This is a genomic window from Chryseotalea sp., assembly GCF_057350905.1.
In genome coordinates, this window is sequence record NZ_JBMRCF010000008.1 from 585,560 (window position 1) to 611,097 (window position 25,538).

Annotated in this window: 29 protein-coding genes; 13 read left to right on the forward strand and 16 right to left on the reverse strand. The window is 40.2% G+C overall.

The features are described from left to right. Window positions 1-75: 75 nt before the first annotated feature. The 4 genes from ACO1XM_RS11055 to gpmI are packed head-to-tail and all read right to left on the reverse strand — an operon-like array spanning window position 76 to window position 4,387. Window positions 76-486 carry a Fur family transcriptional regulator gene (locus tag ACO1XM_RS11055; protein WP_486228839.1) on the reverse strand — a complete coding sequence of 137 codons (411 nt, stop codon included), beginning with the start codon at window positions 484-486 and terminating at the stop codon, window positions 76-78. Further along, window positions 483-2,270 (reverse strand): ABC transporter ATP-binding protein, encoded by a 1,788-nt coding sequence (locus ACO1XM_RS11060; protein ID WP_486228841.1) that lies wholly within the window; start codon window positions 2,268-2,270, stop codon window positions 483-485. Before ACO1XM_RS11060 ends, ACO1XM_RS11055 begins: the two co-directional genes overlap by 4 nt. Before the next feature lie 5 nt (window positions 2,271-2,275). Beyond that, on the reverse strand, window positions 2,276-2,863 hold the full coding sequence (locus tag ACO1XM_RS11065; protein WP_486228843.1) for a hypothetical protein: 588 nt from the start codon (window positions 2,861-2,863) through the stop codon (window positions 2,276-2,278). Continuing rightward, window positions 2,864-4,387, reverse strand: a complete 1,524-nt coding sequence (gene gpmI, locus ACO1XM_RS11070) for a 2,3-bisphosphoglycerate-independent phosphoglycerate mutase (RefSeq protein WP_486228845.1) — start codon at window positions 4,385-4,387, stop codon at window positions 2,864-2,866. It lies immediately after the preceding gene. A gap of 120 nt (window positions 4,388-4,507) precedes the next feature. Here gpmI and ACO1XM_RS11075 point away from each other — a divergent pair, with 120 nt between their 5' ends. From ACO1XM_RS11075 to ACO1XM_RS11105, 7 genes are all read left to right on the forward strand, one after another. After that, window positions 4,508-4,900, forward strand: coding sequence for a DUF4783 domain-containing protein (locus ACO1XM_RS11075; RefSeq protein ID WP_486228847.1), 393 nt, complete (start codon window positions 4,508-4,510; stop codon window positions 4,898-4,900). A gap of 54 nt (window positions 4,901-4,954) precedes the next feature. Next, window positions 4,955-5,818, forward strand: a complete 864-nt coding sequence (gene nadC, locus ACO1XM_RS11080) for a carboxylating nicotinate-nucleotide diphosphorylase (protein WP_486228849.1) — start codon at window positions 4,955-4,957, stop codon at window positions 5,816-5,818. A gap of 22 nt (window positions 5,819-5,840) precedes the next feature. Next, entirely contained in the window at window positions 5,841-6,317 is a 477-nt protein-coding gene (locus ACO1XM_RS11085) for a YcxB family protein (RefSeq protein WP_486228851.1), read from the forward strand. 16 nt (window positions 6,318-6,333) lie between these two features. Continuing rightward, window positions 6,334-6,813, forward strand: a complete 480-nt coding sequence (locus ACO1XM_RS11090; protein ID WP_486228852.1) for a regulatory protein RecX — start codon at window positions 6,334-6,336, stop codon at window positions 6,811-6,813. A 125-nt stretch (window positions 6,814-6,938) separates the two neighbouring features. Continuing rightward, on the forward strand, window positions 6,939-7,457 hold the full coding sequence (locus ACO1XM_RS11095) for a hypothetical protein (RefSeq protein WP_486228854.1): 519 nt from the start codon (window positions 6,939-6,941) through the stop codon (window positions 7,455-7,457). Between the two features lie 9 nt (window positions 7,458-7,466). After that, window positions 7,467-8,510: an ATP-grasp domain-containing protein gene (locus ACO1XM_RS11100; protein ID WP_486228856.1), complete on the forward strand. Its 1,044-nt coding sequence runs from the start codon at window positions 7,467-7,469 to the stop codon at window positions 8,508-8,510. Then, window positions 8,507-9,118, forward strand: coding sequence for a LysE family transporter (locus ACO1XM_RS11105; protein WP_486228858.1), 612 nt, complete (start codon window positions 8,507-8,509; stop codon window positions 9,116-9,118). The genes ACO1XM_RS11100 and ACO1XM_RS11105 overlap by 4 nt, the downstream gene beginning before the upstream one ends. Here ACO1XM_RS11105 and ACO1XM_RS11110 read toward each other — a convergent pair. The 12 genes from ACO1XM_RS11110 to ACO1XM_RS11165 form a co-directional block, all read right to left on the reverse strand. Further along, a complete protein-coding gene (locus tag ACO1XM_RS11110) occupies window positions 9,091-10,011 on the reverse strand; it encodes a S66 peptidase family protein (protein ID WP_486228860.1) in 921 nt (306 codons plus the stop codon). The two genes, ACO1XM_RS11105 and ACO1XM_RS11110, sit on opposite strands and share 28 nt — an antisense overlap. Window positions 10,012-10,076: 65 nt before the next feature. Next, complete coding sequence (locus ACO1XM_RS11115; RefSeq protein ID WP_486228862.1) at window positions 10,077-10,616, reverse strand: OmpH/Skp family outer membrane protein; 540 nt, start codon at window positions 10,614-10,616, stop codon at window positions 10,077-10,079. A 60-nt stretch (window positions 10,617-10,676) separates the two neighbouring features. Further along, window positions 10,677-11,213, reverse strand: coding sequence for an OmpH/Skp family outer membrane protein (locus tag ACO1XM_RS11120; protein WP_486228864.1), 537 nt, complete (start codon window positions 11,211-11,213; stop codon window positions 10,677-10,679). Between the two features lie 2 nt (window positions 11,214-11,215). Continuing rightward, window positions 11,216-13,897: a BamA/OMP85 family outer membrane protein gene (locus ACO1XM_RS11125; protein WP_486228866.1), complete on the reverse strand. Its 2,682-nt coding sequence runs from the start codon at window positions 13,895-13,897 to the stop codon at window positions 11,216-11,218. Beyond that, window positions 13,897-14,589, reverse strand: coding sequence for an undecaprenyl pyrophosphate synthase (gene uppS, locus ACO1XM_RS11130; protein ID WP_486228868.1), 693 nt, complete (start codon window positions 14,587-14,589; stop codon window positions 13,897-13,899). The genes ACO1XM_RS11125 and uppS overlap by 1 nt, the downstream gene beginning before the upstream one ends. 153 nt (window positions 14,590-14,742) lie before the next feature. Further along, entirely contained in the window at window positions 14,743-15,417 is a 675-nt protein-coding gene (gene porG / locus ACO1XM_RS11135) for a type IX secretion system protein PorG (RefSeq protein WP_486228870.1), read from the reverse strand. Then, window positions 15,417-16,457 (reverse strand): DUF6089 family protein, encoded by a 1,041-nt coding sequence (locus ACO1XM_RS11140; protein ID WP_486228872.1) that lies wholly within the window; start codon window positions 16,455-16,457, stop codon window positions 15,417-15,419. The genes porG and ACO1XM_RS11140 overlap by 1 nt, the downstream gene beginning before the upstream one ends. Before the next feature lie 44 nt (window positions 16,458-16,501). Further along, window positions 16,502-17,374: an NAD kinase gene (locus ACO1XM_RS11145; RefSeq protein WP_486228874.1), complete on the reverse strand. Its 873-nt coding sequence runs from the start codon at window positions 17,372-17,374 to the stop codon at window positions 16,502-16,504. Window positions 17,375-17,464: 90 nt separating this feature from the next. Continuing rightward, window positions 17,465-18,103, reverse strand: coding sequence for a CBS domain-containing protein (locus ACO1XM_RS11150; protein WP_486228877.1), 639 nt, complete (start codon window positions 18,101-18,103; stop codon window positions 17,465-17,467). A gap of 60 nt (window positions 18,104-18,163) precedes the next feature. After that, window positions 18,164-18,916 carry an alpha/beta fold hydrolase gene (locus ACO1XM_RS11155; protein WP_486228879.1) on the reverse strand — a complete coding sequence of 251 codons (753 nt, stop codon included), beginning with the start codon at window positions 18,914-18,916 and terminating at the stop codon, window positions 18,164-18,166. An 85-nt stretch (window positions 18,917-19,001) separates the two neighbouring features. Further along, entirely contained in the window at window positions 19,002-19,499 is a 498-nt protein-coding gene (locus ACO1XM_RS11160) for a CvpA family protein (protein ID WP_486228881.1), read from the reverse strand. After that, window positions 19,496-19,945, reverse strand: a complete 450-nt coding sequence (locus ACO1XM_RS11165) for a GatB/YqeY domain-containing protein (protein ID WP_486228883.1) — start codon at window positions 19,943-19,945, stop codon at window positions 19,496-19,498. The genes ACO1XM_RS11160 and ACO1XM_RS11165 overlap by 4 nt, the downstream gene beginning before the upstream one ends. A 67-nt stretch (window positions 19,946-20,012) precedes the next feature. Here ACO1XM_RS11165 and ACO1XM_RS11170 point away from each other — a divergent pair, with 67 nt between their 5' ends. The 6 genes from ACO1XM_RS11170 to ACO1XM_RS11195 all read left to right on the forward strand — a co-directional run bounded on the left by ACO1XM_RS11170 (window position 20,013) and on the right by ACO1XM_RS11195 (window position 25,538). Beyond that, window positions 20,013-20,729 (forward strand): pyridoxine 5'-phosphate synthase, encoded by a 717-nt coding sequence (locus ACO1XM_RS11170; protein WP_486228885.1) that lies wholly within the window; start codon window positions 20,013-20,015, stop codon window positions 20,727-20,729. 37 nt (window positions 20,730-20,766) lie between these two features. Further along, the gene (locus tag ACO1XM_RS11175) at window positions 20,767-21,417 is read left to right on the forward strand and encodes a TPM domain-containing protein (RefSeq protein WP_486228887.1); all 651 of its coding nucleotides are present in this window, start codon (window positions 20,767-20,769) and stop codon (window positions 21,415-21,417) included. Between the two features lie 31 nt (window positions 21,418-21,448). After that, a complete protein-coding gene (locus ACO1XM_RS11180; protein WP_486228889.1) occupies window positions 21,449-22,378 on the forward strand; it encodes a TPM domain-containing protein in 930 nt (309 codons plus the stop codon). Between the two features lie 48 nt (window positions 22,379-22,426). Further along, window positions 22,427-23,287 carry a DUF4097 family beta strand repeat-containing protein gene (locus tag ACO1XM_RS11185; RefSeq protein WP_486228891.1) on the forward strand — a complete coding sequence of 287 codons (861 nt, stop codon included), beginning with the start codon at window positions 22,427-22,429 and terminating at the stop codon, window positions 23,285-23,287. A 120-nt stretch (window positions 23,288-23,407) separates the two neighbouring features. Beyond that, entirely contained in the window at window positions 23,408-24,031 is a 624-nt protein-coding gene (locus ACO1XM_RS11190; RefSeq protein WP_486228893.1) for a deoxynucleoside kinase, read from the forward strand. Between the two features lie 40 nt (window positions 24,032-24,071). Next, the gene (locus ACO1XM_RS11195; protein ID WP_486229542.1) at window positions 24,072-25,538 is read left to right on the forward strand and encodes a cryptochrome/photolyase family protein; all 1,467 of its coding nucleotides are present in this window, start codon (window positions 24,072-24,074) and stop codon (window positions 25,536-25,538) included.

Here is a 25,538-nt window from a genome sequence, read left to right on the forward strand (position 1 = left end):
CAAAATACGAATATATTTTTATCCCAAAAACTTACACGGGTGATTTATACATGGCGTCTTTAAAAGTAACCTATTTCAGCCACAATTAAGGCAAGTTCCTTGTATTAGGAGATTAGATTCAACAGGTCTATATCCTTTAGGCAGTTTTATGCCTGGAATTTCAATATCCAAACAACTGGTTTGGCCACAAACAGTACATTTAAAATGGACATGGTTGTGGTCGTGTCCCGTGGCATTGCAGTTGTGGTTACATAGGGCATATTTAAGCCCGCCTTCATCATCCAGCACCTTATGCACCAATCCCTTGTCCAGAAACGTTTTCAGGGTGCGGTACAAGGTCACGCGGTCAAAATCATCAGGCATATTCCTTTCAATGTCTCCATGCGATAAAGCATGGTTGTTCTTCAGAAAAATAGCCAAGACTTCCTGACGCCCCGGTGTTGAGCGTAACTGAAAGTCTTTTAAAAGATGATCTGATTTACTCATTGTAATTGCAGCTTCAGCAAGTTACTATAAATACCATTTTGTTGCTGGCTTAGTTCAGTATGCGAACCTGTTTCTGCCAATAGCCCATCCTTAATAACAAATATTCTGTCAACTTTTCGGATGGTGCTCAGGCGATGGGCGATAATCAGTGTGGTCCTGCCTTCCATTAATTTTTCCAGCGCTTCTTGCACCAATACTTCGCTTTCTGCATCCAATGAGCTTGTTGCTTCATCAAGAATCAATATGCTGGGGTCTCTGAGTATAGCCCTTGCAATGGCTATGCGTTGCCGTTGACCACCCGATAATTTTACACCGCGTTCTCCTACCATGGTGTTTAGTCCATCCGGAAAACGCTCAATAAACTCATAGGCATTTGCTTTTCGCGCAGCATCAATTATCTGTGCTTCGGAAGCTCCTGGTTTTCCGTAAGCTATGTTCTCCCGAATGGTGCCTCCAAACAAAATTACCTCTTGCGGCACAATACCAACGTTACTCCTATACGCTGTTAAATTATAAGAGGCATGTGTCAGGCCATCCACATTAATTTCACCCTGCTGTAGTGGATAAAAACGCATAAGCAGATTGATAATGGTCGATTTACCGGATCCGCTTTGACCAACCAAGGCTACCTTCTCACCTGCTTTAATCGAGAAATCCAGTCCTTGCAACACCTGATAATCAGGCCGGCTTGGGTAAGCAAAATTTACATTTTTAAAATCAATATCTCCACGCAGTTTTAAACTTGACGTAACAGTCTCCTGCTCATCTGCCTGGTCAATTATTTCAAGAATGCGTTCCGAGGCACCGATTGATCGCTGGATCTGTGCGTAAATATCGCCAAGTCCGGCAATAGAGCCTCCAATGAAGGTTGTATACAAGACAAAAGACAATAAATCACCAATGGTAATCTCACCTCCTTGCACAAGCCTGGCACCATACCACACTACAGCTACTATACCACCAAATAATGCGAAAATGACAAATGAAATAAATAAGCCTCTGAAACGAGCCGAACGTAATGCAACATCGACCACACTGTTAAGCGCCTTTTTGTAACGTTCAACTTCAAACCACTCATTAGTAAAAGCCTTCACCACTGTTATCGCTTGCAATGATTCTTCCACGATTACGTTCGCCTCTGCAAGTTTATCCTGAACCTGTCTTGAAAATTTACGAATGGCCTTTCCAAAAAAAAGTGCCAGTAAAATAATGGCCGGGAAAGTAAGCAACATAAATACAGTGAGCTTGGGTGCAAAGTAAAAAATCACGCCAATACCGATGGTCAGTGTTAATACTTGTCGGATCAGCTCTGCAAAAGTTGTTGTAAAGGTGTCTTGTAATATGGCAACATCAGAGGTAATACGACTGGTCAGTTCACCAACCCTTCTGTTGTCAAAAAAAGTAATGGGCAACCATATTATTTTTTTATAGACTGTATTGCGAACATCGGCTAGTGATTTCTCGCTTACGATAGCAAAAGTATATACCCTTGTAAAAGAAAAGATACTTTGTACAACCAATATACCGAGCAACACCAAAGCAATGGTGTTGATACTGTTGAAGTAAGGTACCTCCTTACCACTGGCCACATCCAGTAACTTACCGGCAAAAAAAGGAAAGGCCATCAACATAACACTTGATAGCATTAATGAGATTAAACCAATAATAAAAGTGAGTTTATAAGGGGCCAAAAAACGAAAAATACCAATTAACTTTTTAAGTGTGTCTTTTGTGATTGGTCTTTTGTCTTCTTCTCGCAGTGCCTCCCTCGATTGCTTTGCCATAAATTTTAATTGACTCGGATTGTGCTTTGAATATTAAACTGAACAGTATCGCCCAAAATCATGTGCTGGCCACCAATTACAGTGTAGGATGTAAGCAATGTTTTATTGTACACTTCAGAAAAATGTAATGATAAAATTCTGGCGCTGCTATAAAGTGAATTCCTCTCACTAATGTAGCCCTCCACTTTTCTGATCTTTTCTGGGCTATCTAAATAATAAATCTTCAATTCTTTTAAAGGAAGATTCTTATCTGTTTTTAAGCTGCGGATGGTAAGATTGCTTAGAGAATCAGGCAAAACTGTTTCATAATAAACGTCCCTATTTATGGGTTTGTTAATGGTTGCCAATTGTTGAAAAATTTGCAGCTCATTTGCCCAAGCTAAAGAATCTTCGGGCACAAAACTGGTTTTCTCTTCCTTACCTTCCATGAATACCTCTTTATTAACACTTGCTTTCAACTGCAGCAAGGTTTTGTTTTGAGATGTCAGAATACTATCAATGGCAAAGACATTTTCTTTTTGCGTGGCAGGTGTATTTTTACAAGAAGTCAACAACAAAAAGGTCAATAAAAAAATAACTGCAGTAAATTTCATTTAGTCTATCAATATATTACCTGTCATTTCTTTAGGAATTGACAAGCCGATCAATTTTAATATGGTTGGAGCAAGATCGCCCAACTTACCATCTTTCATTTTTCCTTTATAATTATTGTCTACCAAAATGCAGGGAACAAGGTTGGTGCTATGTGCTGTGTTGGGAGTTCCATCCTCATTAATCATATAATCTGCATTGCCATGATCTGCAATGATGATAATAGTGTAACCATTGTCCAATGCAGTTTGTGTTACTGCAGCTGCACATGCATCAACCGTTTCGCAGGCTTTTACCACAGCCTCAAATACACCAGTATGCCCCACCATATCCGGGTTAGCAAAGTTGAGACAGATAAAGTCGGCTTCTTTCTTTTTCAACTCAGGTATAATAGCCTCTTTGATATCATTAGCACTCATCTCCGGTTTCAAGTCATAAGTAGCAACTTTGGGTGAAGGACAGAGTAATCTCGATTCTCCATCAAAAGCTTCTTCACGGCCACCAGAGAAAAAGAAAGTAACGTGCGGATATTTTTCTGTTTCTGCAATACGAATCTGTTTCTTACCGGCATTTGCTAATACCTCACCAAGTGTGTTATTCAAATTATCTTTATCAAACATCACTTTCACATCATTAAAGCTGTCATCGTAATTGGTCAGTGTTACGTAATACAAATCGAGCTTCTTCATGTTCTGTTCAGGGAAATCCTGCTGCGTAAGCGCTTGTGTAATTTGTCTGCCGCGATCAGTTCTGAAATTAAAACATAGCACTACATCATCGGCTTGAATAGTAGCAAGAGGTTGTTGATTTGCATCAACCATCACAATAGGTTTGATGAATTCATCGGTTACATTGGCAGCGTAAGAATCCTCAACTGATTGAATTGCATTGGTTGAGCTGACACCAATTCCTTTCACCATGAGGTCGTAAGCCAGTTTAACACGTTCCCATCTTTTGTCGCGGTCCATGGCATAGTAGCGCCCTACAACACTGGCCAGCTTTCCTGTTGTCTTTTTCATATGCGACAACAAATCTTTTAAATAGGCACTGCCGCCTTTCGGATCAGTATCGCGGCCATCAGTAAAAGCATGAACAAAAATATTATTGACTTGATGATTGGCAACAATGGTTAGTAATCCCTTAAGGTGTTCAATGTGCGAATGCACGCCACCATCAGAAAGCAGACCGATCAGGTGTATGTTTTTGCTATTTTGTTTAGCGTAGGTAATGGCTTCGATCAATACCGGATTAGTATCCAGCTCTTTGTCTTCGACTGCTTTATTAATTCTTACCAGGTCCTGATACACTACCCTGCCAGCACCAATATTCATATGGCCCACCTCAGAATTGCCCATTTGTCCGACAGGTAAACCTACCGCCAGGCCGGAGGCTTCCAGCTTACTATTGGGATATTTGCTATAAAGTGAACTGATAAATGGAGTTTTGGCTTGGTCTATTGCTGACACATTTTTGTTTTGTGCCAATCCCCAGCCGTCAAGGATCATTAAAAGGACTTTCTTATTCATAAAAATCAATAAAAACGTGCAAATATAGGGCTTTCCGTAGCCTTTAGGGTCACTTATTGATTAACAAAGACATTAACAAATTAGTGTATCTTTCGGCACAGTTTTGGTGCAACTTCTCCTATGAAACAAATTAAAGTACTGGTTGTATTTTTAGTGTCATTGATCTCAATGCAAGGTTTTGGTCAGGGCGATATCGTTAACGAGGTAAAAGAGGCCATTAAAGCAGGTAGTGCCAAGGAATTAGTGCGTTTTTTCAATCAAAACGTAGATATCGAACTTAATGGTAAAAAGGAAACCTATAGCAAGGCGCAAGCTGAAATTATTTTACGAGATTTCTTTAAAGCTAATCCGCCTTCAGATTTTAACATTTTACATAAGGGTCAATCTCCCAGTGGTCAACCCTTTGCCATCGGTCAATACAAAAGCGGAGCTTCTTTATATCGCATTTTTATGAAGATTAAGACTGTAGAAAACCAACAGCTTATCCACGAAATTTCTTTTTCAAAAGAATAAGTATTCCGCCAAAAGCTTTCTTCTCATTTCATTCGCAGCCCTTACCTTTGTGCCGTGCGCCCAGATTATATCACGACCCAATTCCTTCAGGACTTTATTAAGAGTGCCTTTGCCGAAGATGTAGGCGATGGCGATCATAGTACATTGGCAGCTATTCCCCAGGCAGCCAAAAGCACTGCCATACTAAAAATAAAGGATGACGGTGTTTTGGCAGGTGTAGAAATGGCCTACGAAATTTTCAGACACTTTGATGCCAGCCTCGAAATAAAGGCCCATTTAAATGATGGTGCTATCGTAAAGGCAGGTGATTGGGCCTTTACTGTGCATGGCTCATCACGCTCTATTCTTACCTGCGAAAGACTTGTGCTTAACTGCATGCAGAGGATGAGTGGCATTGCCACCAAAACCAATCAGCTCGTAAAATTGCTTGCCGGCACCTCCACACATCTATTAGATACGCGTAAAACAACCCCGAATTTCAGGTTACTAGAAAAATGGGGCGTAAAAATCGGGGGTGGCGAAAATCATAGAATTGGTCTTTATGACATGATCATGCTAAAAGATAATCATATCGATATGGCGGGAGGTATTACCCAAGCGATCAATCAAACAAAAGATTATCTTCGCGCCTCTAATAAAAAACTAAAAATTGAAGTAGAGACCAGAACCTTGGCTGAAGTAGAAGAAGTTTTGGCTGTTGGTGGAGTGGATATTATTATGTTAGACAATATGGATATTGCCACCATGAAAGCTGCGGTGACTTTGATCGGTAACAAAGCCAAAACTGAAGCCAGTGGCGGAATTACCGAGACAACTTTAAAAAGTGTGGCTGCATGTGGTGTTAACTATATTTCTGTGGGTGCATTGACACATTCATATAGAAGTCTCGATTTAAGTTTAAAGGCTGAAAAAATTTAAGAACAAATAATTTAATAACGACATGATCGTAAAAACTAAAAACTATAAGCTCGATAAAAAAGTCTATATCAAAGTGGCACTTACCAACATACTTTTAAAGCAAGGTTGGATTGCTGCCCTGGCTGCCCTTGCCATTTGTCTTGGTTCACTTTGGATTTTTAGCATCTGGTGGTTTATTGCAGCCTTTATCGGTTTAGCGCTTTATGTTTTATTTTGGTGGGTACAGTTTTTCGGTGTTACCCAACTCGAACAAGGCAAAATGCTTTTCGAAAAATTCTCTTATGAGATCAGCAGCCAGCAAATACTGATGAAGATTAATCCTCGCGAAGGCATGCCCATGAAGTGGGATATGATACAAAGCGCCAAAGCTGGTAAAGATGCTTTCATATTAATGGTAAACAAAGCACAGATGATCTATCTGCCCTATAAAATCTTTAATACCGACAACGAAAGAAAGTTTGTTAACAGTGTACTAAAAACCAAGGGGCTGATTAAGTAGTAAATAAAGGGGTAGCATGACGGTACAAGAAGCTAAAATTAAGCTCTACCGTTTCTGTGCATACCAGGAACGTTGTCATCAGGAAGTTGAAACCAAGCTTCGTGAGTTAGGGATAAGAGGTGATGAAGTGGATGAGATTATTCATCATCTGATATCAGAAGGTTTTTTAAACGAAGAACGCTTTGCCAAAGCATTTGCCAATGGTAAGTTCAGGCTTAAGCATTGGGGGCGACTTAAAATCACCAATGAGTTAGAACAACGCAATCTCTCCAGGCATTGTATTCAGGCGGGGCTTCAGGAAATTGGAGACGATGAGTATATCACTACCCTCAGAAATCTTTTTAGCAAAAAGGCACCGGCCATAGAAGCCGATAATATTTTCACCCTTCGCGACCGTCTGTCCCGTTATGCCATACAAAAGGGCTTTGAAGCCGAACTGGTCTGGCGCGAGCTGAAAATCCTGTTTCCCGACAAAACCCGGTTCCCATTAAGGTAACGCAAACGACAAATCATACAGTCTAAAAAACCACTCAGAGAATTTTACCGTATCTATGCTATCCCTGTATATGGGGCATACTTTTTTGCGCTGCTTTTACTTTATATTTGTTTAGGATAAATTTTATGGAACCGCGACAAGCCTGCAGAATTATACTAGATCAGCTTACTGACCTTGTTCAGCATATTAAGGCAACAGATTTCAGTCAGCCTGTTGCCACGCTCAGCCACGCTACGATTGGCCAACACCTTCGCCATACGCTCGAGTTTTTCATTTGTTTTGAAAAGGGCTTTGAACAAGGCATCATTAATTATGATAAACGCGCCCACGATAAGTTAATTGAAAGTGATAAGTACCTTGCTTTGGCATCTATTCAGCGCATACAAGAATTTGTCGGGCAAACACATAACAATAAGCCCCTTATTTTAGAGGTAGGTTATGATATGAGCTCAGATGAATTTGTACGCATTGAGACTAATTTTACCCGCGAGCTCGTGTACAACATCGAACATGCTGTGCATCATATGGCCATCATGAAGATTGGTATTAAAGAAGTAGCCCCATATATTCAATTGCCTTTTGATTTTGGTGTGGCTGCATCCACCATTCGGCACAAAGAAACCGGAAACAAAGCGCTCTCCTAGTCAGTCTACATGAATTTTCTCAATCGTTTCTGGCGTAGCAATTTTATGATAAAGCTACGCCATTGGGAATATTGGCCCTTTGGCATACTTCAATTTCCTGTGATCTTTTACTACCTATGGCTTTCTTTGAGGGCTAAATCTTTTTTCTTTTTTTCAGCCTCCAACCCTGGCATTGAAATGGGGGGCATGTTCGGGGAATCAAAATTTAAAATCCTTGACAAGATTCCAGAAGCATATAAAGCAAAAACTATTTTTATCGAACGCAGCAGCAGCCTTCTTCATGTAGTTCAGCACATGCATGCTGCTGGTTTAACTTTTCCGGTAATTTTTAAACCAGATTTGGGAGAACGAGGCTATCGCGTAAAGCGTATCTACAACGAAGTGGAAGCGCAACATTACATTAACACATTTAAGTTTGATTTTCTTGTTCAGGAGCTTGTAGATCTTCCGGAAGAATTTGGTGTTTTCTACAGACGCTTACCCTCTCAGAAAAAAGGAGAGGTGTTCTCCATTGTAGGTAAAGAATTGCTTACCGTTACGGGTAATGGAAGAAGCACCCTCGAAGAGTTAATACTGGCCAAAGACCGCGCAAAATTACAGTGGGATAAATTAAAGGAACAGCACCATGCTCAACTCAAAAATATTATTCCAGCTGGAGATATCTTTTTATTAAATGCAATTGGAAATCATTGTTTAGGCACCACATTTCTCAACAGCAATCATCTAATAAACGAAAAACTGAATAACAGCTTTGACAAAATCAGTCAGCAAATTGAAGGTTTTTATTACGGAAGGTTTGATCTCCGTTGCGAATCTGTTACTGCTTTAACAGAAGGAAGTATTAAAATTTTAGAGTTGAATGGATGTGGTGCTGAGCCTGCTCATATCTATCAACCTGGCTTTTCATTCTGGCGTGCAGTAGGGATTATGCTTAACCACTGGCAATATATTTTTAAAATAGCCCGTGAAAATAATAAACTGGGTATTGCTTACCTGACTTACGGTGAAGCCAAAAGCTTTTACCAAAAATTTAAACTGGCTGTGCAACCATGAGCGTACTTATAGCTTTCAGCATAGCCTTTGTGTTTAGTTTTATAGGCACCATTCCTCCAGGCACACTTAACCTCAGTGTGTTGCAGTTAGGCTTGGAGAATAAATTAAAAGCAGCCTGGCAATTTTCTATTGCCGCTGCACTTGTGGAATATCCTTATTGCTGGATTGCCATTCATTTTGAAACACTGATTACCTCTACACCGGGCATTGTGGAAAACTTTGAGCGCATCGGTGCCAGTGTTATGCTGGTGCTGGGTGTACTTAACCTCATTTCACTCAGAAAACAACATATAAAGAAGGTAGACGCAAAAGCTTTTGGCTTTGGAAAAGGATTAATTCTTGGTGTCTTAAATCCCCTCGCCATACCATATTGGATTGCCATCACTGCATATTTAAAAAGTCAGCAATGGCTTACAATTAATAGTGATTACGATTTACACGCCTACCTGATTGGAGTTGTATTGGGAGCGCTCAGTTTTTTCATGCTCATTGCCTACCTCGCCAATAAAGCTGCCATTTACATGCGTGGAAACTCTATACTGAAATATGTACCAGCTGCAACACTGCTTATACTAGGTGCTTACGGATTGATTAATTCATTGTTATAACCAAGACGTGCTTCTGCTTCATTAACCAGCAGCGTAGCATTGGCTCCTTCAATAAAAGAAAGATTGGGTTCTTCATGTCCTATGGGAAAGTTAAAAGCAATAGGAAAGTTGCAGTCTTTTGTGTGATTAAGAATAATGTCTTTAACAGATTCATTAAAGGGAAGTACTGATTCCTTGATATCAGTAAAATAACCAACTACTAATCCTTTTAAATTTTTCAATTTGTTTGCCCGCTTTAATTGTACAAGCATGCGGTCGATACGATAGTAATGTTCACCAACATCTTCAATGACGAGGATCTTTCCATGGGTGTCTATTTCTGTACTGGTGCCCAATGAATCAACCAGCAGAGATAAATTTCCACCTGTCAGCGGGCCACTTGCGGTGCCTCTTTTATTCTGTTTGTCTGTTGATACTTGTATAGTAGGGCGTTCACCAAAAAGCATATTCTTCAAATACGCCACCGACAAGTCAGCACCTTCCTTCGTAAACAATGCCGGCACCGTACTGTGCAAGCTTTGCACGTGTATTGATTGCAACTTTACATGTATTCCAGTAATATCACTGTATCCAGTGATCCATTTAGGTTGCTTAAGGAATTTACTGAAATCTAAATAATCAATAATTCTTGTGCTGCCATAACCTCCTCTGGCGCAAATGATGGCGCGAATATGATCGGCATCTAAGAATTCCTGAAAGTCTTTAAGACGTTTGTCGTCATGTGCAGAAAAATAGGAATGATCCTCACTAAATAAATTCTGCCCTGTTTCAACCTTTAGTCCCCAGGATTCCAGTATTGCTTTTGCGTCATCGATCAACGTTGAATCTATTTTTCGTGCGGGTGCAACTATGCCCACGCAGTCACCATATTGTAAAGTTGGAGGTTGAATCATATATAAAAATAAAAAGCCCTCCCGAATTTACAGGAGGGCTTCTCTCAATAAGTTCGATTTACTGATTACTTTTTAGGTGCTGCTGCAGCAGGTGTTACACCCATTTTCTTCAATACAAGATCAGAGACGTCAGCATTTTGGTCACCATAAAGGATTACATCCAAACCGCCAATTTGCTGATTCAGGATAAAGGTATAGCCATTTTCTTTTGCTACATCTTCAATTGCCTTACCAACTTTAGTATAAACTGGTTCCATCAAGCCTGCTGATTTCTTTTGAATTTCAGCTTGTGCATCTTGCTGCATTTTTTCAAGATTGGCTTGTAGTTGCTGTAATTCTCTTTGTGTGTTTTGTCTTACAGCATCCAACATGGTTGCTTCGTTCTGTTGGTATTCAGCCACTTTGCGTTGAAACTCCTGACCTTTTGCCTCAAGGTTTTTCTTAAGCATATTTTCGAGTGACTTTAAATCAGCATCGATCTGCTTAAATTCTGGCATCTGGCTGAAGATATAATCTACATCGGCAGAACCTATTTTAGAAGGTGTCTGCGCACTTGCTACAGATGTTACTAATCCGAAAGCAAAAAGGAAAAATAGTGTTCTCATGGTCATTAATTCAAAGTTCAATTGGATTATTCTGTTTCTATGGTTGTGTAAAAGTATAATTTAATTTTTAATAGTATCGTTCGGATCGCCTAAGCCTAAAGCTTCGAGCACAAATTCTGTATAGTCATAACGCGGGTCGGTATAAATCATCACCAGTTGTCCTGCTTTATCAAAAACTATAGCGAGGTTGTTTTGTTTGGCCACTTTATCTGCAGCGTCCCAAATTTTATCCAACACGGGTTTAATCAACTCCTGCTTTTTTAAAAAAAGGAGTCCTTCAAAACCAAAAGCCTTTTTCTGATACTCCTTTAGTTCATTTTCCTTCACTTTAATTGCCTTTTGGCGTTCTGTTTTCATCTCGTCTGTCAGCAACACTTGCTCTGCTTGTAGTGCAGCATACATGGCTTCTATTCCTTTGGCCATTTCACTTGCTTCTTTTTCCCAGGCTTGCGACAGCTGACCTATTTCGTCCTCTGCTTTTTTGTATTCAGGCATTTTCTTCAGGATATAATCCGTGTCGATATACCCGAACCGCTGAGCATTTACAAAAGTCAGGCCGAAAATGCAGAATAGGCTTGTAAGCAGCAGTTTTTGCATGTTTAACGAATTTGTTGACCAATAGTAAAGTGGAACTGAGATCCGCTAATGGCACCTCTGCCCCCGAGGGGCACGGTATCAAATCCGTAAGCCCAGTTAAGTCCGATCAGACCAAAAGCAGGCATAAATATACGTGCACCAAATCCTGCCGAACGATACATCTTAAACGGATTAAAGTCTTTGTAATTGCCCCAGTTATTACCTGCCTCTGTAAAGGCAAAACCATAAATGGTGGCTGTGTTTCCTGTAGTTACCGGGTAGCGTAATTCCAAGCCAAACTTATCGTATGCTATACCACCCCTAACATTTGAAGTAGTGTTACCTGTGCCATAGTCTGGTGGTGTAATCGCATTGTTTTCATAACCTCTTAAACCCACTACTTCCTGACCTAACACAAATGAGCTAAAACCACCGGCAAGACCATCACCACCAAGATAGAAACGTTCGAATGGACCTATACCGGTTTTGTTTGTATTGTAGGCTCCCAAGAATCCGAAGTGTGCTTTCGCTTCAATCACAAGTTTCTTCTTTCTATCCAAAGGCAGGTACCACTTCGCGTCAAACATCCATTTGTGGTATTCCTGGAATCTGTTTCTTTCCTCATCAGAAAGATTATTATAGTCCTTATTATTAAAAGATGAGTAAGGAGGTGTGAGTGTTGTGGTCAATGATATCTGAGAACCTTGTGCCGGATAGCGAGGATCATCAATGCTGCTTCTTGAGATGGATGTAATCAGTGATATAGCATAAGAGCTGCATGTGCTGCAACCTAGGCCATAATTAATGTTCTCCAGGTTAAATGAAGAGAATGACAAGGAGTTGTTCAATGTGAAATAGTTGTCGGGCCATTCAAGGAAACGTCCTAAACCAACAGAGATATTATCTAATTTGATAAGCGAGTTCAAATCAAAAATATTAGTGGCACCCAAGCCTGCCGATCTTGAGAAAGAGCGTGAATAACTGACAGTAAGTGAGTGTGGCTTGCGACCACCTAACCAGGGCTCTGTAAAGGAGAAACTATAGTTCTGATAAGATCTTCCGTTAGCCTGTGCCTGAATGGATAGACGTTGACCATCGCCTACAGGCAAAGGTCTCCATTCTTTTATCTTGGGCACGTTTCTAAGGGAGAAGTTATTAAAAGTAAGACCAAGCGTTCCGACAAAACCGAACTGACCACCCCATCCGCCTGAGAGTTGGATCTGATCATTTGATTGTTCTTCTAACTGCCATTCAATGTCAACGGTACCATCGGCAGGGTTCGGTACAATGTTTTGACCAATTTTAGCAGGATCAAAATAGCCTAATTGTCCAAGTCGCTGTTGTGTACGAATAATATCTGAGCGTCTGAATTTTTGACCAGGCATTGTGCTCAATTCTCTACGAACCACATGATCGCTTGTGCGCTGATTTCCACTAAACGTAACTTCATCTATAATCGCTTGCTCACCCTCAAAGATCCTCATTTCAACGTCAATGGAGTCGCCCTCTACTACTTTTTCAAACGCACGTGCATTAAAAAATAAATAACCATCGTCCATATACCATCCACTAATATCCACCCCTGTTTTTTGATCAAAGGATATTTTGCGGTCTAATAATTCTCTATTATAAATATCACCCTTCTTAATACCCAAAATTGCAGCTAGTGTCTTGTCGCTGTGTAGGTAATTACCCTTCCAGGTAATGTTTCTAAAGTGATACTTGGGGCCTTCAACAAGTTTTATGTTTACATCAACGGTTCGCTTGTTATGAGCAAATACAGTGTCGAATAAAATTTCAGCATCGCGATGACCTTTAGAGTTATAGAAACTGATCAGGCTCTTTTTATCTTCCTCGTAATCTGTTTTAATGTATTTGGATCCAGCGAATACATTGAGCTTAATATTATCGTTCAGGAATGTTTTTACATCAGTCCAGGTGGTAGAGTCGCCCATTTTCCAAACCTGTTTTGTAAATAATGAATTAACAATAGCTCTATGTAAAGTAAAGCGTGGATGTTCGTGTGTTGATTTTAATTTACGTTTTAATTTTCCGGCATAAATTTCTTCGTTGCCTTCAATGTTGATTTTATTAATTTTTACTTTAGAGTAAGGTCTTACATCTATGTTTAGTTTTATACCCTCTCTGTTTAAGGTATCTCGCTCCTGAATTATTTTAACTTCGGTATTGAGAAACCCTTTTTTAACAAAGTGTTTGCGTACTGCATTCTCTGTGTTTCTGATTAGGGCATCATTAACAATTTTGCCGCGTATAAGGCTTAGATCTTCTTTTAAGGAAGACTCTTGTCCTTTGCTTATGCCTGTAAAATAAAAAGCTGTTAGTCGTGGTCTTTCAGAAAGTTCAAGTATTAAGTAAACATCATTGCCTTCAATACGATCAACTTTGATGGAAACATCACCCACCAAACCAAGTTTCCATAATTTGCGAATTGCACTTGATATACCATCTCCGGGTATTTTTATTTTATCGCCAATTTTTAAACCGGTAAGAGCAACCATGGAGTTTTTATCGAGCACATTTAAACCAACTACCTCGATACCAGCTAGGGTATACTCGCCTGGGTTTGCATAGTTCAAGTTATTGTCGCTTGCGCTGCCTGCACGGTCACGGCTCCTTCTAAACTGGGCGGATGTTACCGTTGCAAAAAATGTTAGCAGTAAAAAAAATAGTACAAATCTTTTCATTATCCCACAGGATTCAATTGCTCACTTGTTTTACCAAATCTTCGTTCGCGTTGCTGATACGACCAGATGGCTTCATATAAATTTTCTTTTCTAAAATCAGGCCATAAGGTTGGCGTGATGTAAAGCTCTGTGTAAGCAATTTGCCAAAGCAGGAAATTACTTATGCGCAGTTCACCACTGGTGCGGATGAGCAACTCAGGATCTGGGATGCCAGAAGTCTCCAAATAGTTCTCAATCACCTTATCAGTAATGGCTGATGGTTCTAAATTCCCTTTCTTTACCTCGTTGGCCACCTTTTTAACAGCCTCTGTTATCTCCCAACGGCCAGAGTAACTTAAGGCCAGAATAAGTGTCAGCCCTTCATTACCTTGTGTTGTGTCTTTTGCCCACTGCAGGTTATCCTGGCATTCTTTCGGTAAATGAGATGTGTCGCCAATAGTCTTCAGTTTTACACTGTTGTCCATTAAGGTTTTGATCTCTTTTTTCAAGGTATTTACCAAAAGCTCCATTAAACCATCTACCTCTTCCTTTGGTCTACCCCAATTTTCGGTAGAGAAGGCATAGAGTGTTAAATATTTTATTCCAAGTTCTCCGCAAGCCTCCGTTACATCTTTTACTGATTGTATGGCATTGCGGTGCCCGAAAATGCGCAGGGCGCCTTTCTTTTTAGCCCAGCGTCCATTGCCGTCCATTATAACGGCAATATGGCGGGGTAAATTATTTGGGTCTATATGTTCGCGGTAAGAAGCCACAAGGCGGCAAAAATAAGGATAATAAGTTATTGATTAGTAGATAATTCTTGGTCTATTATACTGGTTTAGGCAAGTAAAGCCAAATTTTTGTACTTACTTATAGGGATTGGTGGGGCAAGGGATGGTATAGAAAGTCCTTGTAAGTGTAATTCCCAAAAAATGATAGTTGTCGTTATCGTTAGGATTTCCGTATCGGTAGTTCTTATTTGCTGTATTCCCCTCTGAAACATTATCCAGATAGTCAAAAAAGGTTTTGCGGCTGCTAAACTCAATGCTCAGGTACCAGAGAGGGTTAAGCACATATTTAAAGCCAATGCCCAATTGCACTGAAGGCTGAATGCTGCTGTATTCGGCTGATTTTTGAATTTGCCCAGCCATTCCAAATAACCCAAGTCCGGTTACTACATAAGGAGTGAAGCGCAAGGGTCTTTTTTCACTTCGCCAGTCCAAAAAATGATATTCTGTGGCCAGCGCCAATTCATATAAAAAAAGATTAAAAGAGGCTCCTCTGTTTGTTGCAAAGGCATCAATAGGGCGAGCATCGCTTGCGGCAATTTTGCCGGCTGAAACAGAGGTTCTAAAGCTTATGGCACGCCCGAGGTTTGAGCGATACAGAATAGTGCCTGCAGGCTTTACATTTAAAATATTATATGTTCTTGATAGATCTCCTGTATAATTCCAGGTGCCAACACCAAAACCAATTTCAGCTCTTTGGCCATTGGCCAAAAGGGAGTATGAAAGGATAATAATGATGAAGTAAAAACGCATTATCTGAATTTAGCCCTGTGAAAGGTTTTACCCAGTATATACGTTACACGTATGGTTGTAATTGTGTAGATGTCACGATCATTTTTATTTCCTCTTACATTATCCGGGTGCTCATGCCCGTATCCATTTATCAAGGGGCTGCCATTATAAGTAAGTGTGGGATGCGTGTTTGACATGATTTCAGATACTCTCTCGCTGCTCGCAGGATTAACAAGGTTTGATCTGTACGAAAAAGCCTTGGCTTCATCAGATAATAAATCCAGGTTAACATAATTCTGGCTCACATCATCTATGTAGTCTGTAAACAAATACCTGAAGCCGAATTCGGCAGAAATATCAATTACTTCATTGGCACGAAAACGTGCACCAATACCAAAAGGAATGGCCAATTGGATCAGCTTATAAGGTTTAATACCGTAGTTAACATCTGTTGGACTTAGTTGAGCATACTGACCCTCCGTTCCGAGTGGTTCAAGGTTTACCCATTCACCATTGGCGTTTTGCGCCTGAGGATTGTGATGAAAAACAGCCAGTCCGGCAAAAGCAAAGGGGGTCCAACGCACACGACTGATGTAGGTACCCTGGTTAGGGAATAAATCAAATTGACCCACCACTGACAACTCCTTAATTCTATTTCTGAAGCTCAGGTTTCTTACATACCTGAAGGCTGCATTATTATCTGTTGGATCGGCCGACTCAGCATCTGAACCAGCCAAAGTACCATAAGAGAAACCGCCTGTCAACTGATAAAAAGGTCCAAATCGGTGAGTGAATGAAACACCAATGGCGGGTCGTGTGAAGCCAATGTCCGTACTGATTCTATTAGGAAGCGGTGCAATGTCCCCGTAGTAATTGAGGGCATTGAGGGAAATGCCCAAGGCATTGTATTTTTTTGCCGGATCAAAGCCTCTTTTCTTACCCTTAAAGTGTGCAATTGACCGATTATTCTTCTTTATTTTCTTTCGATTCATCTGTGCTTGCGAATCGATTGAGAGTAAAAAAGCCACTAAAGTCAAACAAATGATTAAACCCCTACGCATATCTATGATGTTGATGATTAAAGCCTTGCAAAAATAGTTAAAAATTAGTTGCGAATATCCAGACCCCAGTTAAGCTTGCTTCGAAGGGTCTTGAAATAATGCTGACCTTCCAGTTGTATTAAGTTAGCTGCGAAATTTTCCCGCTTAATATTCAGTTTTAAACCAGATAAGCCAGTTGCCACCCGGCTATCAAGTGTAATTAAAAAATTTTTACTGCGTCCCTCCACTTCAAGTGTAATCTCTGAAGAATCAGGAAGAATAATTGGTCTTGCTGTTAGATTATGTGGGCTAACAGGTGTTATGATAAAGTTTGATGATTTCGGATGAACCAAAGGACCACCACAACTCAAATTATAGCCTGTGCTTCCCGTGGGGGTTGATACAATAATCCCATCAGCCCAATAGGAATTCAGGTACTCGCCATCAATATGGGTATGGATTATAAGCATGGTGGCAGTATCCTTTTTCAAAACTGTTAAATCGTTAAGGGCGAAGTTTAGCCCATCGAAAAGATCTTCTTTAAGCTCTAATTTTAAAAGTGATCGCCTGTCGATTGTATAGGCTCCTTCAAAGAGTTTGCCAAGTGCCAGGGAGGTTTCATCTTTGTTGATTGTGGCCAAAAAGCCCAGTCGGCCAAGATTTATTCCTAATACAGGAACCTCTGTGTTCCCAACATGAGAAACCGTTTCCAGCAATGTGCCATCCCCGCCAAGGCTCAAAACAAATTTCATATCCTTGAGGGAAGCACCTTTATCGTAAATCTGGAATTTTTGCTTTGAACCGGCCTTTTTTAGCTGGCTCGCAAAGGAGTAAGAGACACAGGCTTCTGCACCATGCTCATGAATCAGGTCTAATACCCGTTCAATAACGGGTAAGGATTTTAGTGAAAACTCCTTTCCATGCAATCCAACTTGCATATATCTGACTTTAAGTAGGTTGTGTTAAATACCTGAAAAACTTAAAGATAAGCATCTTTTATTCACAAAAATGGCTGTGGAGGAATAGATTTAGATGTCTAGATAGCGAAGGAGCATGTCGATTCTTTCTTTGTTAGCAGGTTCTTGCTTCTGTTCCTGATAACGGCCTATGACACGGTAACCAAAACGCTCTAGTGTTGCTACTGTTCTGGATAAATCGGTCTGGTTAATCTTAAGAATAAGCCGCATTCTTGCATTCTCAAGTGGATCTTCTTTCACTAAACTGCTTAAAATTTTGGCATTATTTTCTTCAATTAACCTGCTAATCGTTGCCAGTGAATAATCAACGTGATTCATAGATAACACGAGCACACTGCCCGGCATCTGCACTGCTGCGGTTTGTGCAAAAGAGGCCATGGTGTCTTGTACCGTGATTACACCACAGTACTTATTGTCTTCGTCCAGTACGGCCACCATTTGTACCTTATTCTCAGCGGCTACCTTGAGTACATCATAAAAGTGCGTTCCTTTCTGTACAGAACTTTTCTCGCCTTGCAGGTTAAAGTCTTTTACTTCACGATCAATGTCATTTGTCTCCAGAATAATTTCTTCAGAGATAAAGCCAAGAAGGATTCCATCTTCCACAACGGGCAGATAGTTGCAACGAAATTCTTCCATCCACACAATAGCCTTATGCGCATCGTCTGTTCCCTTTAACGGGGGTATCATGTGGTTTATCAGGTCTTCAGCTATCATTTATTGGGACATAGGGCAATTACCTTTCTGCTGTTATTTAAGCATAAATTCTTCAACAAGCTCATTAAACTTTTCCGGATGCTCCATCATGGGTGCATGCGAACATTTATCAATAAACTGTAGCGTGGAGTTTGGAATAAGTCTGTTAAACTCATGCGCCACAATAGGAGGCGTTATAGTATCATTAAGTCCCCACACCAAAAAGGTGGGCGCTTTAATGTTTGGTATATCTGTTGCCATATTATGCCGTTGTGCCGATTTGGCTATGGCCACAATACGCATACATTTAGGTATGCTGTTGGTGGTTTCAAAAACCTCATCTACCAATTCCTTGGTCGCCACTTTGGGATCATAAAATGTATAGGCCACACGTTCTTTGATGTATTCATAATTACCGCGTTTCGGGTAAGAGCCTCCCATCGAATCTTCAAATAAACCTGAGCTTCCGGTAAGGATGAGTTTCCTTACTTTATCTGGATTTTTAAGTGTGTATGCCAGGGCCACATGCCCCCCTAGGCTATTCCCCATAATAATCATATCATGGAGGTTTTTGGTGGCCACAAATTCTTCCACAAATTTTCTAAGGCCATCAATACCTGCTTCTCTGATTGGCATTTCATAAATAGGAAGCATGGGAATTACCACTCTGAAGTTTTTTGAGAAACGGTTTGTAACACCTTCCCAATTGCTTAAAGCACCAAAGAGTCCGTGCAGCAAAAGCACCACAGGACCGCTGCCTTCATCTACATATTTAAACTCCCCTTCTTCTTTAACAACTAAGGCCATAGCTTTGATTTCGGATGATAAGTAAGTAAAAAAATAGAAATATACCTTGCACTAAATGAGCTCTTTCTTACATCGAAAGAAAGAATCAGAAGATATCGCCAAACAATGGTAAATAATCACCGACCCATGCTGCCACTGTTGGCGCCAACACAGAAATTTTTGGGTAAAGCCAGGCATTCTCTGTCCATTGCTCAGGGAAAACAATTTTAAGTGATTGAATAATCCACAGACCCACACTTAACATAAAAGCCGTTCTAAAAATTCCCAGCAATGCGCCAGCCGATTGGTCGGCCTTTCCTAAAAAGCCTTCGTCAATAGAAGCTCTTATCGATTTACCGATAAGATTAACAATAATGACAACCAGAATAAAAACTACTGCAAAAGCAAGGTATGGCAAAACAGTTTCATCAATATTAAATTGCTGATCGAGCAGTACCATGGCGTTACCCATTAATTTGAAACCGCCTAAAATACCAAGTAAAATAGCCAGCATAGAGAAAAGTCCCATCAGGAAACCTTCTTTATAACCACTATATGCTCCAAAAATCAGAAATAAAATGAGGGCAATGTCTATGTAACTCAAGCCAATAATTTTTTAACAAGTTCTGAAATCATTTTTCCATCAGCTTTACCTGACAACTGTTTGGTAGCTACACCCATTACCTTACCAATCTCAGCAGCTGACTTAGCTCCGGTAGCTTCAATTATTTTTTTAAGTTCTATTGTGAGCTCTGCCTCACTTAATTGTTTGGGCAGGTAACGACTGATTACTTCAAGTTGCTTGAGTTCCTTCTCGGCCAGGTCGGCCCTATTTTGTTGTGTAAAAATATCAGCGGATTCTTTACGCTGCTTAGCCGCTTTCATCAGTAGTTTATTCTCTACATCTGACGCAACCTCCCCACTACCGCCTTTTTCCGTTTCGGCAAGCAGAATAAGTGACTTAATACCGCGGAGGGCTTCAAGTTCTTCTTTATTTTTGGCCAGCATGGCCTGTTTAATATCCTGGTCTATTTGTTGCTTTAAGCTCATACTTTGATTTTACTTGTGTAAAGATAATTTTTGTGAAACGATTTCTTGTTCTATCTGTTTAAAGGAAGTGATTAGATTCAGCGTCAATATTAATAAATTCGCCACACTCAGAAATGCAAGAGGCGGAAACAATCCGGATGTGGTGAAAGCAGCCCTTGATTGTGAGCGCTTTGGTGCCCAAGGCATCACCGTACACCCAAGGCCGGATGAGCGGCATATTCGCTACAGCGATGTGATACAACTCAAGGAGGTAGTAACAACAGAGTTTAACATTGAGGGCTATCCAGATAAGCGCTACATGCAACTTATACGAGAAGTCAGTCCAGCACAGGCTACCCTGGTGCCAGATGGGCCAGATGTATTAACCTCCAATGCCGGTTGGGACACCATTCGCAATCAGGCTCTTCTTAAAGAAATTATTCAGGAATTAAAGAAAAGCGGAACCCGTGTATCTGTTTTTGTGGATCCACAACCACATATGGTAGAAGGTGCTGCAAAAGTTGGTGCTGATCGCATTGAGTTATACACAGAGCCTTATGCACGCGAATTTTTGGTAAGTCCTGAAGTAGCAGTAAAGCCATACATTGAAAGTGCAAGGATTGCCCATCAACTTGGCTTGGGTATTAATGCCGGGCATGACCTTGATTTAAACAACCTTAATTTTTTTGCCAAATCTGTACCTTATCTGGATGAGGTGAGCATCGGACATGCCGTTGTTTGTGACGCCCTATATTACGGACTTGAGAATACCATTCAGCTTTACTTGCAGAAACTTAAAGTCTAAGGCTTTTTGAGTTAACTTTACTTTTCATCGTAAGTATATGAATCTCAAAAAAAAATTTAGCGATTCAGATTTACAGCGCATTAAAGCGGCTGTAAAGGAGGCTGAAAGTAAAGTATCGGGCGAGATCGTGCCCGTAATGGTGGAAAGAAGTGGGGTTTATGCCATAGCAGGCTATCGATCCGCACTGGCTTTTGCAGCTATCACTTTTCTATGTATCGTAATTTTTGACCGGTATGTGCCTGAGCTTGCCATTTATGATCCACTCATCATTTTCATTACCGTACTTACATTTGGATTTGTTGGTGGATTGTTGGCTCATTTTTGGGATCCTGTCAAACGCCTTATGCTTACACAGCTCCACATGGATAAAGCAACCAAGCTAAAAGCTGAATCTGCTTTTTTGGAACAAGAGGTTTTTAATACAAGGCAACGCACAGGCATCATGATTTTTATCTCCTTCTTCGAACACGAAGTAATTGTAATGGCCGATAAGGGTATAAGCAAGGTTGTAGATCAGCGTGAGTGGGACCAGATGGTAAGACAGCTCATTGAAAAAATAAAAAATGGCGATACCATTGGCGGCCTTGAGCATTGTATAAAACAATGTGGTCAGATTTTACTTCAAAACAATTTTGCCATCGCTGATGATGATGTAAACGAATTGAATGACGACTTACGCATTGGTTAATTTTTTACGTGTTCTCCGACTCTTCACACTCATGAAAAAATCAATACTCTTATTCACACTGATTTTACTTTCTTTTTCTTCTTCTATAGCTCAATTAACTGTGCCCGAACTTTGGGGCATGCGTGTGCACGATGATGCCAAAGTATTGTCTGCACAAACTGCGCAGCAATTAGAAAATTCGCTTAAAGTTTTTGAAGATTCAACTACTAACCAGATTGCCGTTTTAATTATTTCTTCTTTAGAAGGTGAATCTGTTGAAGATTATGCACTTAGGGTAGCGGAAGCCTGGAAGTTAGGTTCTGCTAAAAATGATAATGGCGTGCTTTTACTCATCTCTATTAATGATCGCAAAATGCGAATTGAGGTAGGCGAGGGCTTGGAAGGACCTCTTCCTGATGCCCTTTGTAGCAGGATTATACGCAATGAAATTGCGCCTGCCTTTCGCAGGCAAGATTATGATGCCGGAATCACTGCAGGTGTCAACAGTATTATGCTGGCTATAAAAGGCGAATACAATGCGGAGAATACACCCAATAGTTCAGGTAACAGTATGTCTGCAAAAGACAAAGTAATTGTGGGCTTGTTTGTTTTTGGCATACTGGCAGTCTTTACCTTCTTCGCATTATTTACACCCGGTTGTGCCGGATGGGGACTTTATGCTTTTCTTATTCCCTTTTACGGAACCTTTCCACTTTTTGTACTAGGTACCAATGGGGGGCTTGCCACCTTAGCCACATATGCGCTTGGCCTGCCCATTTTAAAAATGATTTTACCCAAAACTGCGTGGGGTAAGTCAATGGCCGAAAAAATGAAAAATAATAATCGCGGCAAAGGCGGAGGATGGTCTGGTGGTGGCGGTTGGTTTGTAGGTGGCGGAAGCGGTGGTGGATGGTCTGGCGGAGGCGGCTTCTCTGGTGGAGGTGGCAGTTTTGGAGGTGGTGGAAGCAGCGGCTCCTGGTGATGCAACCCTTCATTTAAAAACTGCGTCTTAGGGATAAACCAACATCCCATGAAAACCACATTAACCCTTAGTCTTGTCTTTCTGGCAAGTTTTGCTTTTGCGCAACAAGACGATTTTCATCTTGATAAAGAATATGCCATGGCAAGCAATGGCACTATTGATCTGAATTCTTCTGATGCTGATGTTCGGATAACAGGCACTACTCGGGGTGCGACCGCGCGTGTTAAGATCGATAGAGTAGTAACTGTAAAAGGCTGGTACAAAAGTGAAGGCTCTTTTAATGTAAGTGTTAATGCAGAAAATGGTAATCTCACTATCCGCGAACAACAGTCGAATGTTAACATTGGTATTATTGGCTACTACAATGAAGATTATAAAATTTTAATTGAAGCTCCCGAAGGCATAAGTCTGACTATACGTGGAGATGATGGTGACTATGTGATAAAAAATATTAATGGTGCTATATCCATGAATTTTGATGACGGCAATGCTCAATTAACCAACTGTCTTGGCGATCGCTTTAGCTTCAGGCTTGATGATGGAGATATAACCATGGATAAAGGCAAGGGCTCATTAGAGGTAGTGGCAGACGATGCAGATGTGGAGATTTTAGAAGCTGCTTTCAGCGAAATCAATGCCCGGCTTGATGATGGAGATTTTATCGTGCATACTTCACTCGAAAATGGTGGTGTATACAGTATAGACACTGAAGATGGCATGGTGTTTTTTGATATTTTAAGTGGTGGGGGTGAATTTAGCATCCGGCATGACGACAGTAGTATAAGAGCAGATGGCGATTTCAGAGTTTTAGAGGATAATGAGAATTATAAAAAGCTGGCGTTGGGTAAAGGTACAGCCAGGGTAAAAGTGAGCGCAGATGATGCCAGCGTAAAACTTATTGCCAAATAGTTTCAAATTCTGATTAAAAAGTTAAAAAAGTCCTGCCAGAGAAGTGTTGGCAGGACTTTTTTATAATAATTGATACTTCTGCTTTGCGCACAGCGCTATGCCTTTTACCTTCGCGCGTCTATGCTGAAACACATTGCAATTGCGGGTAATATTGGTTGTGGTAAAACCACATTGGCCGGAAAACTAGGTAAGCATTACGGCTGGCAGATTTTATACGAATCTGTTGAGGACAATCCATACTTACGTGATTTTTATGAGGACATGAAGCGCTGGGCCTTTCATTTACAGATCTACTTTTTAAACAGCCGCTTTAAGCAAATCAATGAAATCAGAAGTACAGGTAATGTAACCGTACAGGACAGAACGATTTATGAAGATGCTTACATCTTTGCAGCTAACCTCCATAAAAGCGGTCACATTAATGAACGCGACTATAAAAGTTACCTGGACATCTTTCATTCGATGGTGAAATTTGTAGAACCCCCAGACCTACTTATTTATCTAAGAGCTGATATTCCCAAGCTGGTGGAGCAAATTCAAAAAAGAGGACGCGATTATGAGTATGCCATTCGTCTTGACTATTTAAAAACACTCAATGAGCATTACGAAGAATGGATCAATTCCTACTCGGCTGGTAAGTTGTTGATCGTGGATGTTAACAATATGAATTTTCTGGATAATACTGAAGACTTCTCCTTTATTGTTAATAAAATTGATTTAGAGATCAATAGTCTATTTGGCTAGACCTTTTTAAACAAATACAAACAAAGGCTGTTTGAGCAATATGCACGCAGCCTTTGTTTTTCCACACCAACTTTATCAATCCATCTCGTTCGACAAAAGTACTCTTATCTATTTGATAGAGGATTCGTTATATTTTTCTCAATATAAGTTTCACAAACAGAAGCTTGTATTGCACAGGGCTTCAATGAAATACTATCAATCATGGCTTGAGAATAAAGGTTATGATGTACACTACCTCGATTTTAATCCAAAGCTAAGTCTGGAAAGCGCCTTCATAAACTTACAAAAAAACAAAATAGAAACACTTCACTATACAGATACAACTGATTATTTGTTGGAAAGAAGAATACTGCGTTATGCTAAAAAGTATAAGCTTGATTTACAAAAATACAAAAACGAAAATTTTTTACTAGCACCTGATGACTTTCAACGGCAATTGGGGAAAGGTAAAAAATACTTTATGGCACCATTCTATGTGCAGCAGCGAAAAAAGTTTAACCTGTTGCTGCAGGATAATGGAGAACCTTTGGGTGGGCGTTGGTCCTTCGATGAGGATAATCGAAAGAAGTTGCCCAAAAATTTTCAATCACCTATATATAAATATTTTACTGAAAATCAATTTGTAAAGGAGGCCAGGGAGTATGTTGGCGAAAAGTTTACTCATACATACGGTGTCGATGATGGTTTTAATTACCCTACTACACATGAAGAGGCAAAAAGGGCATTAAATGATTTTCTGGAAAACAGGATGGAGCACTTCGGAGAATACGAAGATGCCATTGCAAAAAAAGAGTCGATCCTGTTTCACTCAGCACTTACACCAGCACTAAATATTGGCTTACTCACTCCACAACAAATTATAGATGAAACCTTACGTGTGCACACTAAAAAGAATTTTCCGATAAATAGTCTTGAGGGATTTTTAAGACAAATTATAGGTTGGCGCGAGTTTATGCGTGGCGTTTATCAGTTTGAAGGAGTACGCGAAAGAACAACCAACTTTTTTAATTTCGACAAAAAAATTCCGGAAAGTTTTTGGCGAGGTGAAACGGGCATTGAACCCATTGACGCCACCATTAAAAAAGTTTTAGCCAATGCATACTGTCACCATATTGAAAGGCTGATGTTACTCGGTAATTTTATGCTGCTGTGCGAATTTGATCCAGATGAGGTCTACCGTTGGTTTATGGAATTATTTATTGATGCGTACGACTGGGTAATGGTGCCTAATGTATATGGCATGAGTCAATATGCTGATGGTGGATTCATTACCACCAAGCCCTATGTTTCAGGATCAAATTATGTTTTAAAAATGAGTGATTACAAAAAGGGAGATTGGTGCGCTGTTTGGGATGCACTTTACTGGCGATTCCTTTTTAAGCATCAGGATATTTTTAAAAACAATCAACGCATGAGTATGATGGTTAATCTCGTTAATAAAATGGAAAAAAGTAAGTTAGAGGCACATTTAGCAGTTGCCGAAGATTTTCTTAAAAAATTAAAGTAA

Coding starts and splice junctions, on each gene's coding strand:
- gpmI (WP_486228845.1), bottom strand. CDS start 4,387: ATGAATAAGAAAGTCCTTTTAATGATCCTTGACGGCTGGGGATTGGCA.
- ACO1XM_RS11085 (WP_486228851.1), top strand. CDS start 5,841: ATGATCGTAAAAACTAAAAACTATAAGCTCGATAAAAAAGTCTATATC.
- ACO1XM_RS11105 (WP_486228858.1), top strand. CDS start 8,507: ATGAGCGTACTTATAGCTTTCAGCATAGCCTTTGTGTTTAGTTTTATA.
- ACO1XM_RS11175 (WP_486228887.1), top strand. CDS start 20,767: ATGAATCTCAAAAAAAAATTTAGCGATTCAGATTTACAGCGCATTAAA.
- ACO1XM_RS11125 (WP_486228866.1), bottom strand. CDS start 13,897: ATGAAAAGATTTGTACTATTTTTTTTACTGCTAACATTTTTTGCAACG.
- ACO1XM_RS11155 (WP_486228879.1), bottom strand. CDS start 18,916: ATGGCCTTAGTTGTTAAAGAAGAAGGGGAGTTTAAATATGTAGATGAA.
- ACO1XM_RS11090 (WP_486228852.1), top strand. CDS start 6,334: ATGACGGTACAAGAAGCTAAAATTAAGCTCTACCGTTTCTGTGCATAC.
- ACO1XM_RS11115 (WP_486228862.1), bottom strand. CDS start 10,616: ATGAGAACACTATTTTTCCTTTTTGCTTTCGGATTAGTAACATCTGTA.
- ACO1XM_RS11055 (WP_486228839.1), bottom strand. CDS start 486: ATGAGTAAATCAGATCATCTTTTAAAAGACTTTCAGTTACGCTCAACA.
- ACO1XM_RS11120 (WP_486228864.1), bottom strand. CDS start 11,213: ATGCAAAAACTGCTGCTTACAAGCCTATTCTGCATTTTCGGCCTGACT.
- ACO1XM_RS11065 (WP_486228843.1), bottom strand. CDS start 2,863: ATGAAATTTACTGCAGTTATTTTTTTATTGACCTTTTTGTTGTTGACT.
- ACO1XM_RS11100 (WP_486228856.1), top strand. CDS start 7,467: ATGAATTTTCTCAATCGTTTCTGGCGTAGCAATTTTATGATAAAGCTA.
- ACO1XM_RS11095 (WP_486228854.1), top strand. CDS start 6,939: ATGGAACCGCGACAAGCCTGCAGAATTATACTAGATCAGCTTACTGAC.
- ACO1XM_RS11195 (WP_486229542.1), top strand. CDS start 24,072: ATGCACGCAGCCTTTGTTTTTCCACACCAACTTTATCAATCCATCTCG.
- ACO1XM_RS11140 (WP_486228872.1), bottom strand. CDS start 16,457: ATGCGTAGGGGTTTAATCATTTGTTTGACTTTAGTGGCTTTTTTACTC.
- ACO1XM_RS11150 (WP_486228877.1), bottom strand. CDS start 18,103: ATGATACCCCCGTTAAAGGGAACAGACGATGCGCATAAGGCTATTGTG.
- ACO1XM_RS11145 (WP_486228874.1), bottom strand. CDS start 17,374: ATGCAAGTTGGATTGCATGGAAAGGAGTTTTCACTAAAATCCTTACCC.
- uppS (WP_486228868.1), bottom strand. CDS start 14,589: ATGGACGGCAATGGACGCTGGGCTAAAAAGAAAGGCGCCCTGCGCATT.
- ACO1XM_RS11110 (WP_486228860.1), bottom strand. CDS start 10,011: ATGATTCAACCTCCAACTTTACAATATGGTGACTGCGTGGGCATAGTT.
- ACO1XM_RS11165 (WP_486228883.1), bottom strand. CDS start 19,945: ATGAGCTTAAAGCAACAAATAGACCAGGATATTAAACAGGCCATGCTG.
- ACO1XM_RS11190 (WP_486228893.1), top strand. CDS start 23,408: ATGCTGAAACACATTGCAATTGCGGGTAATATTGGTTGTGGTAAAACC.
- ACO1XM_RS11075 (WP_486228847.1), top strand. CDS start 4,508: ATGAAACAAATTAAAGTACTGGTTGTATTTTTAGTGTCATTGATCTCA.
- porG (WP_486228870.1), bottom strand. CDS start 15,417: ATGCGTTTTTACTTCATCATTATTATCCTTTCATACTCCCTTTTGGCC.
- ACO1XM_RS11185 (WP_486228891.1), top strand. CDS start 22,427: ATGAAAACCACATTAACCCTTAGTCTTGTCTTTCTGGCAAGTTTTGCT.
- ACO1XM_RS11180 (WP_486228889.1), top strand. CDS start 21,449: ATGAAAAAATCAATACTCTTATTCACACTGATTTTACTTTCTTTTTCT.
- ACO1XM_RS11060 (WP_486228841.1), bottom strand. CDS start 2,270: ATGGCAAAGCAATCGAGGGAGGCACTGCGAGAAGAAGACAAAAGACCA.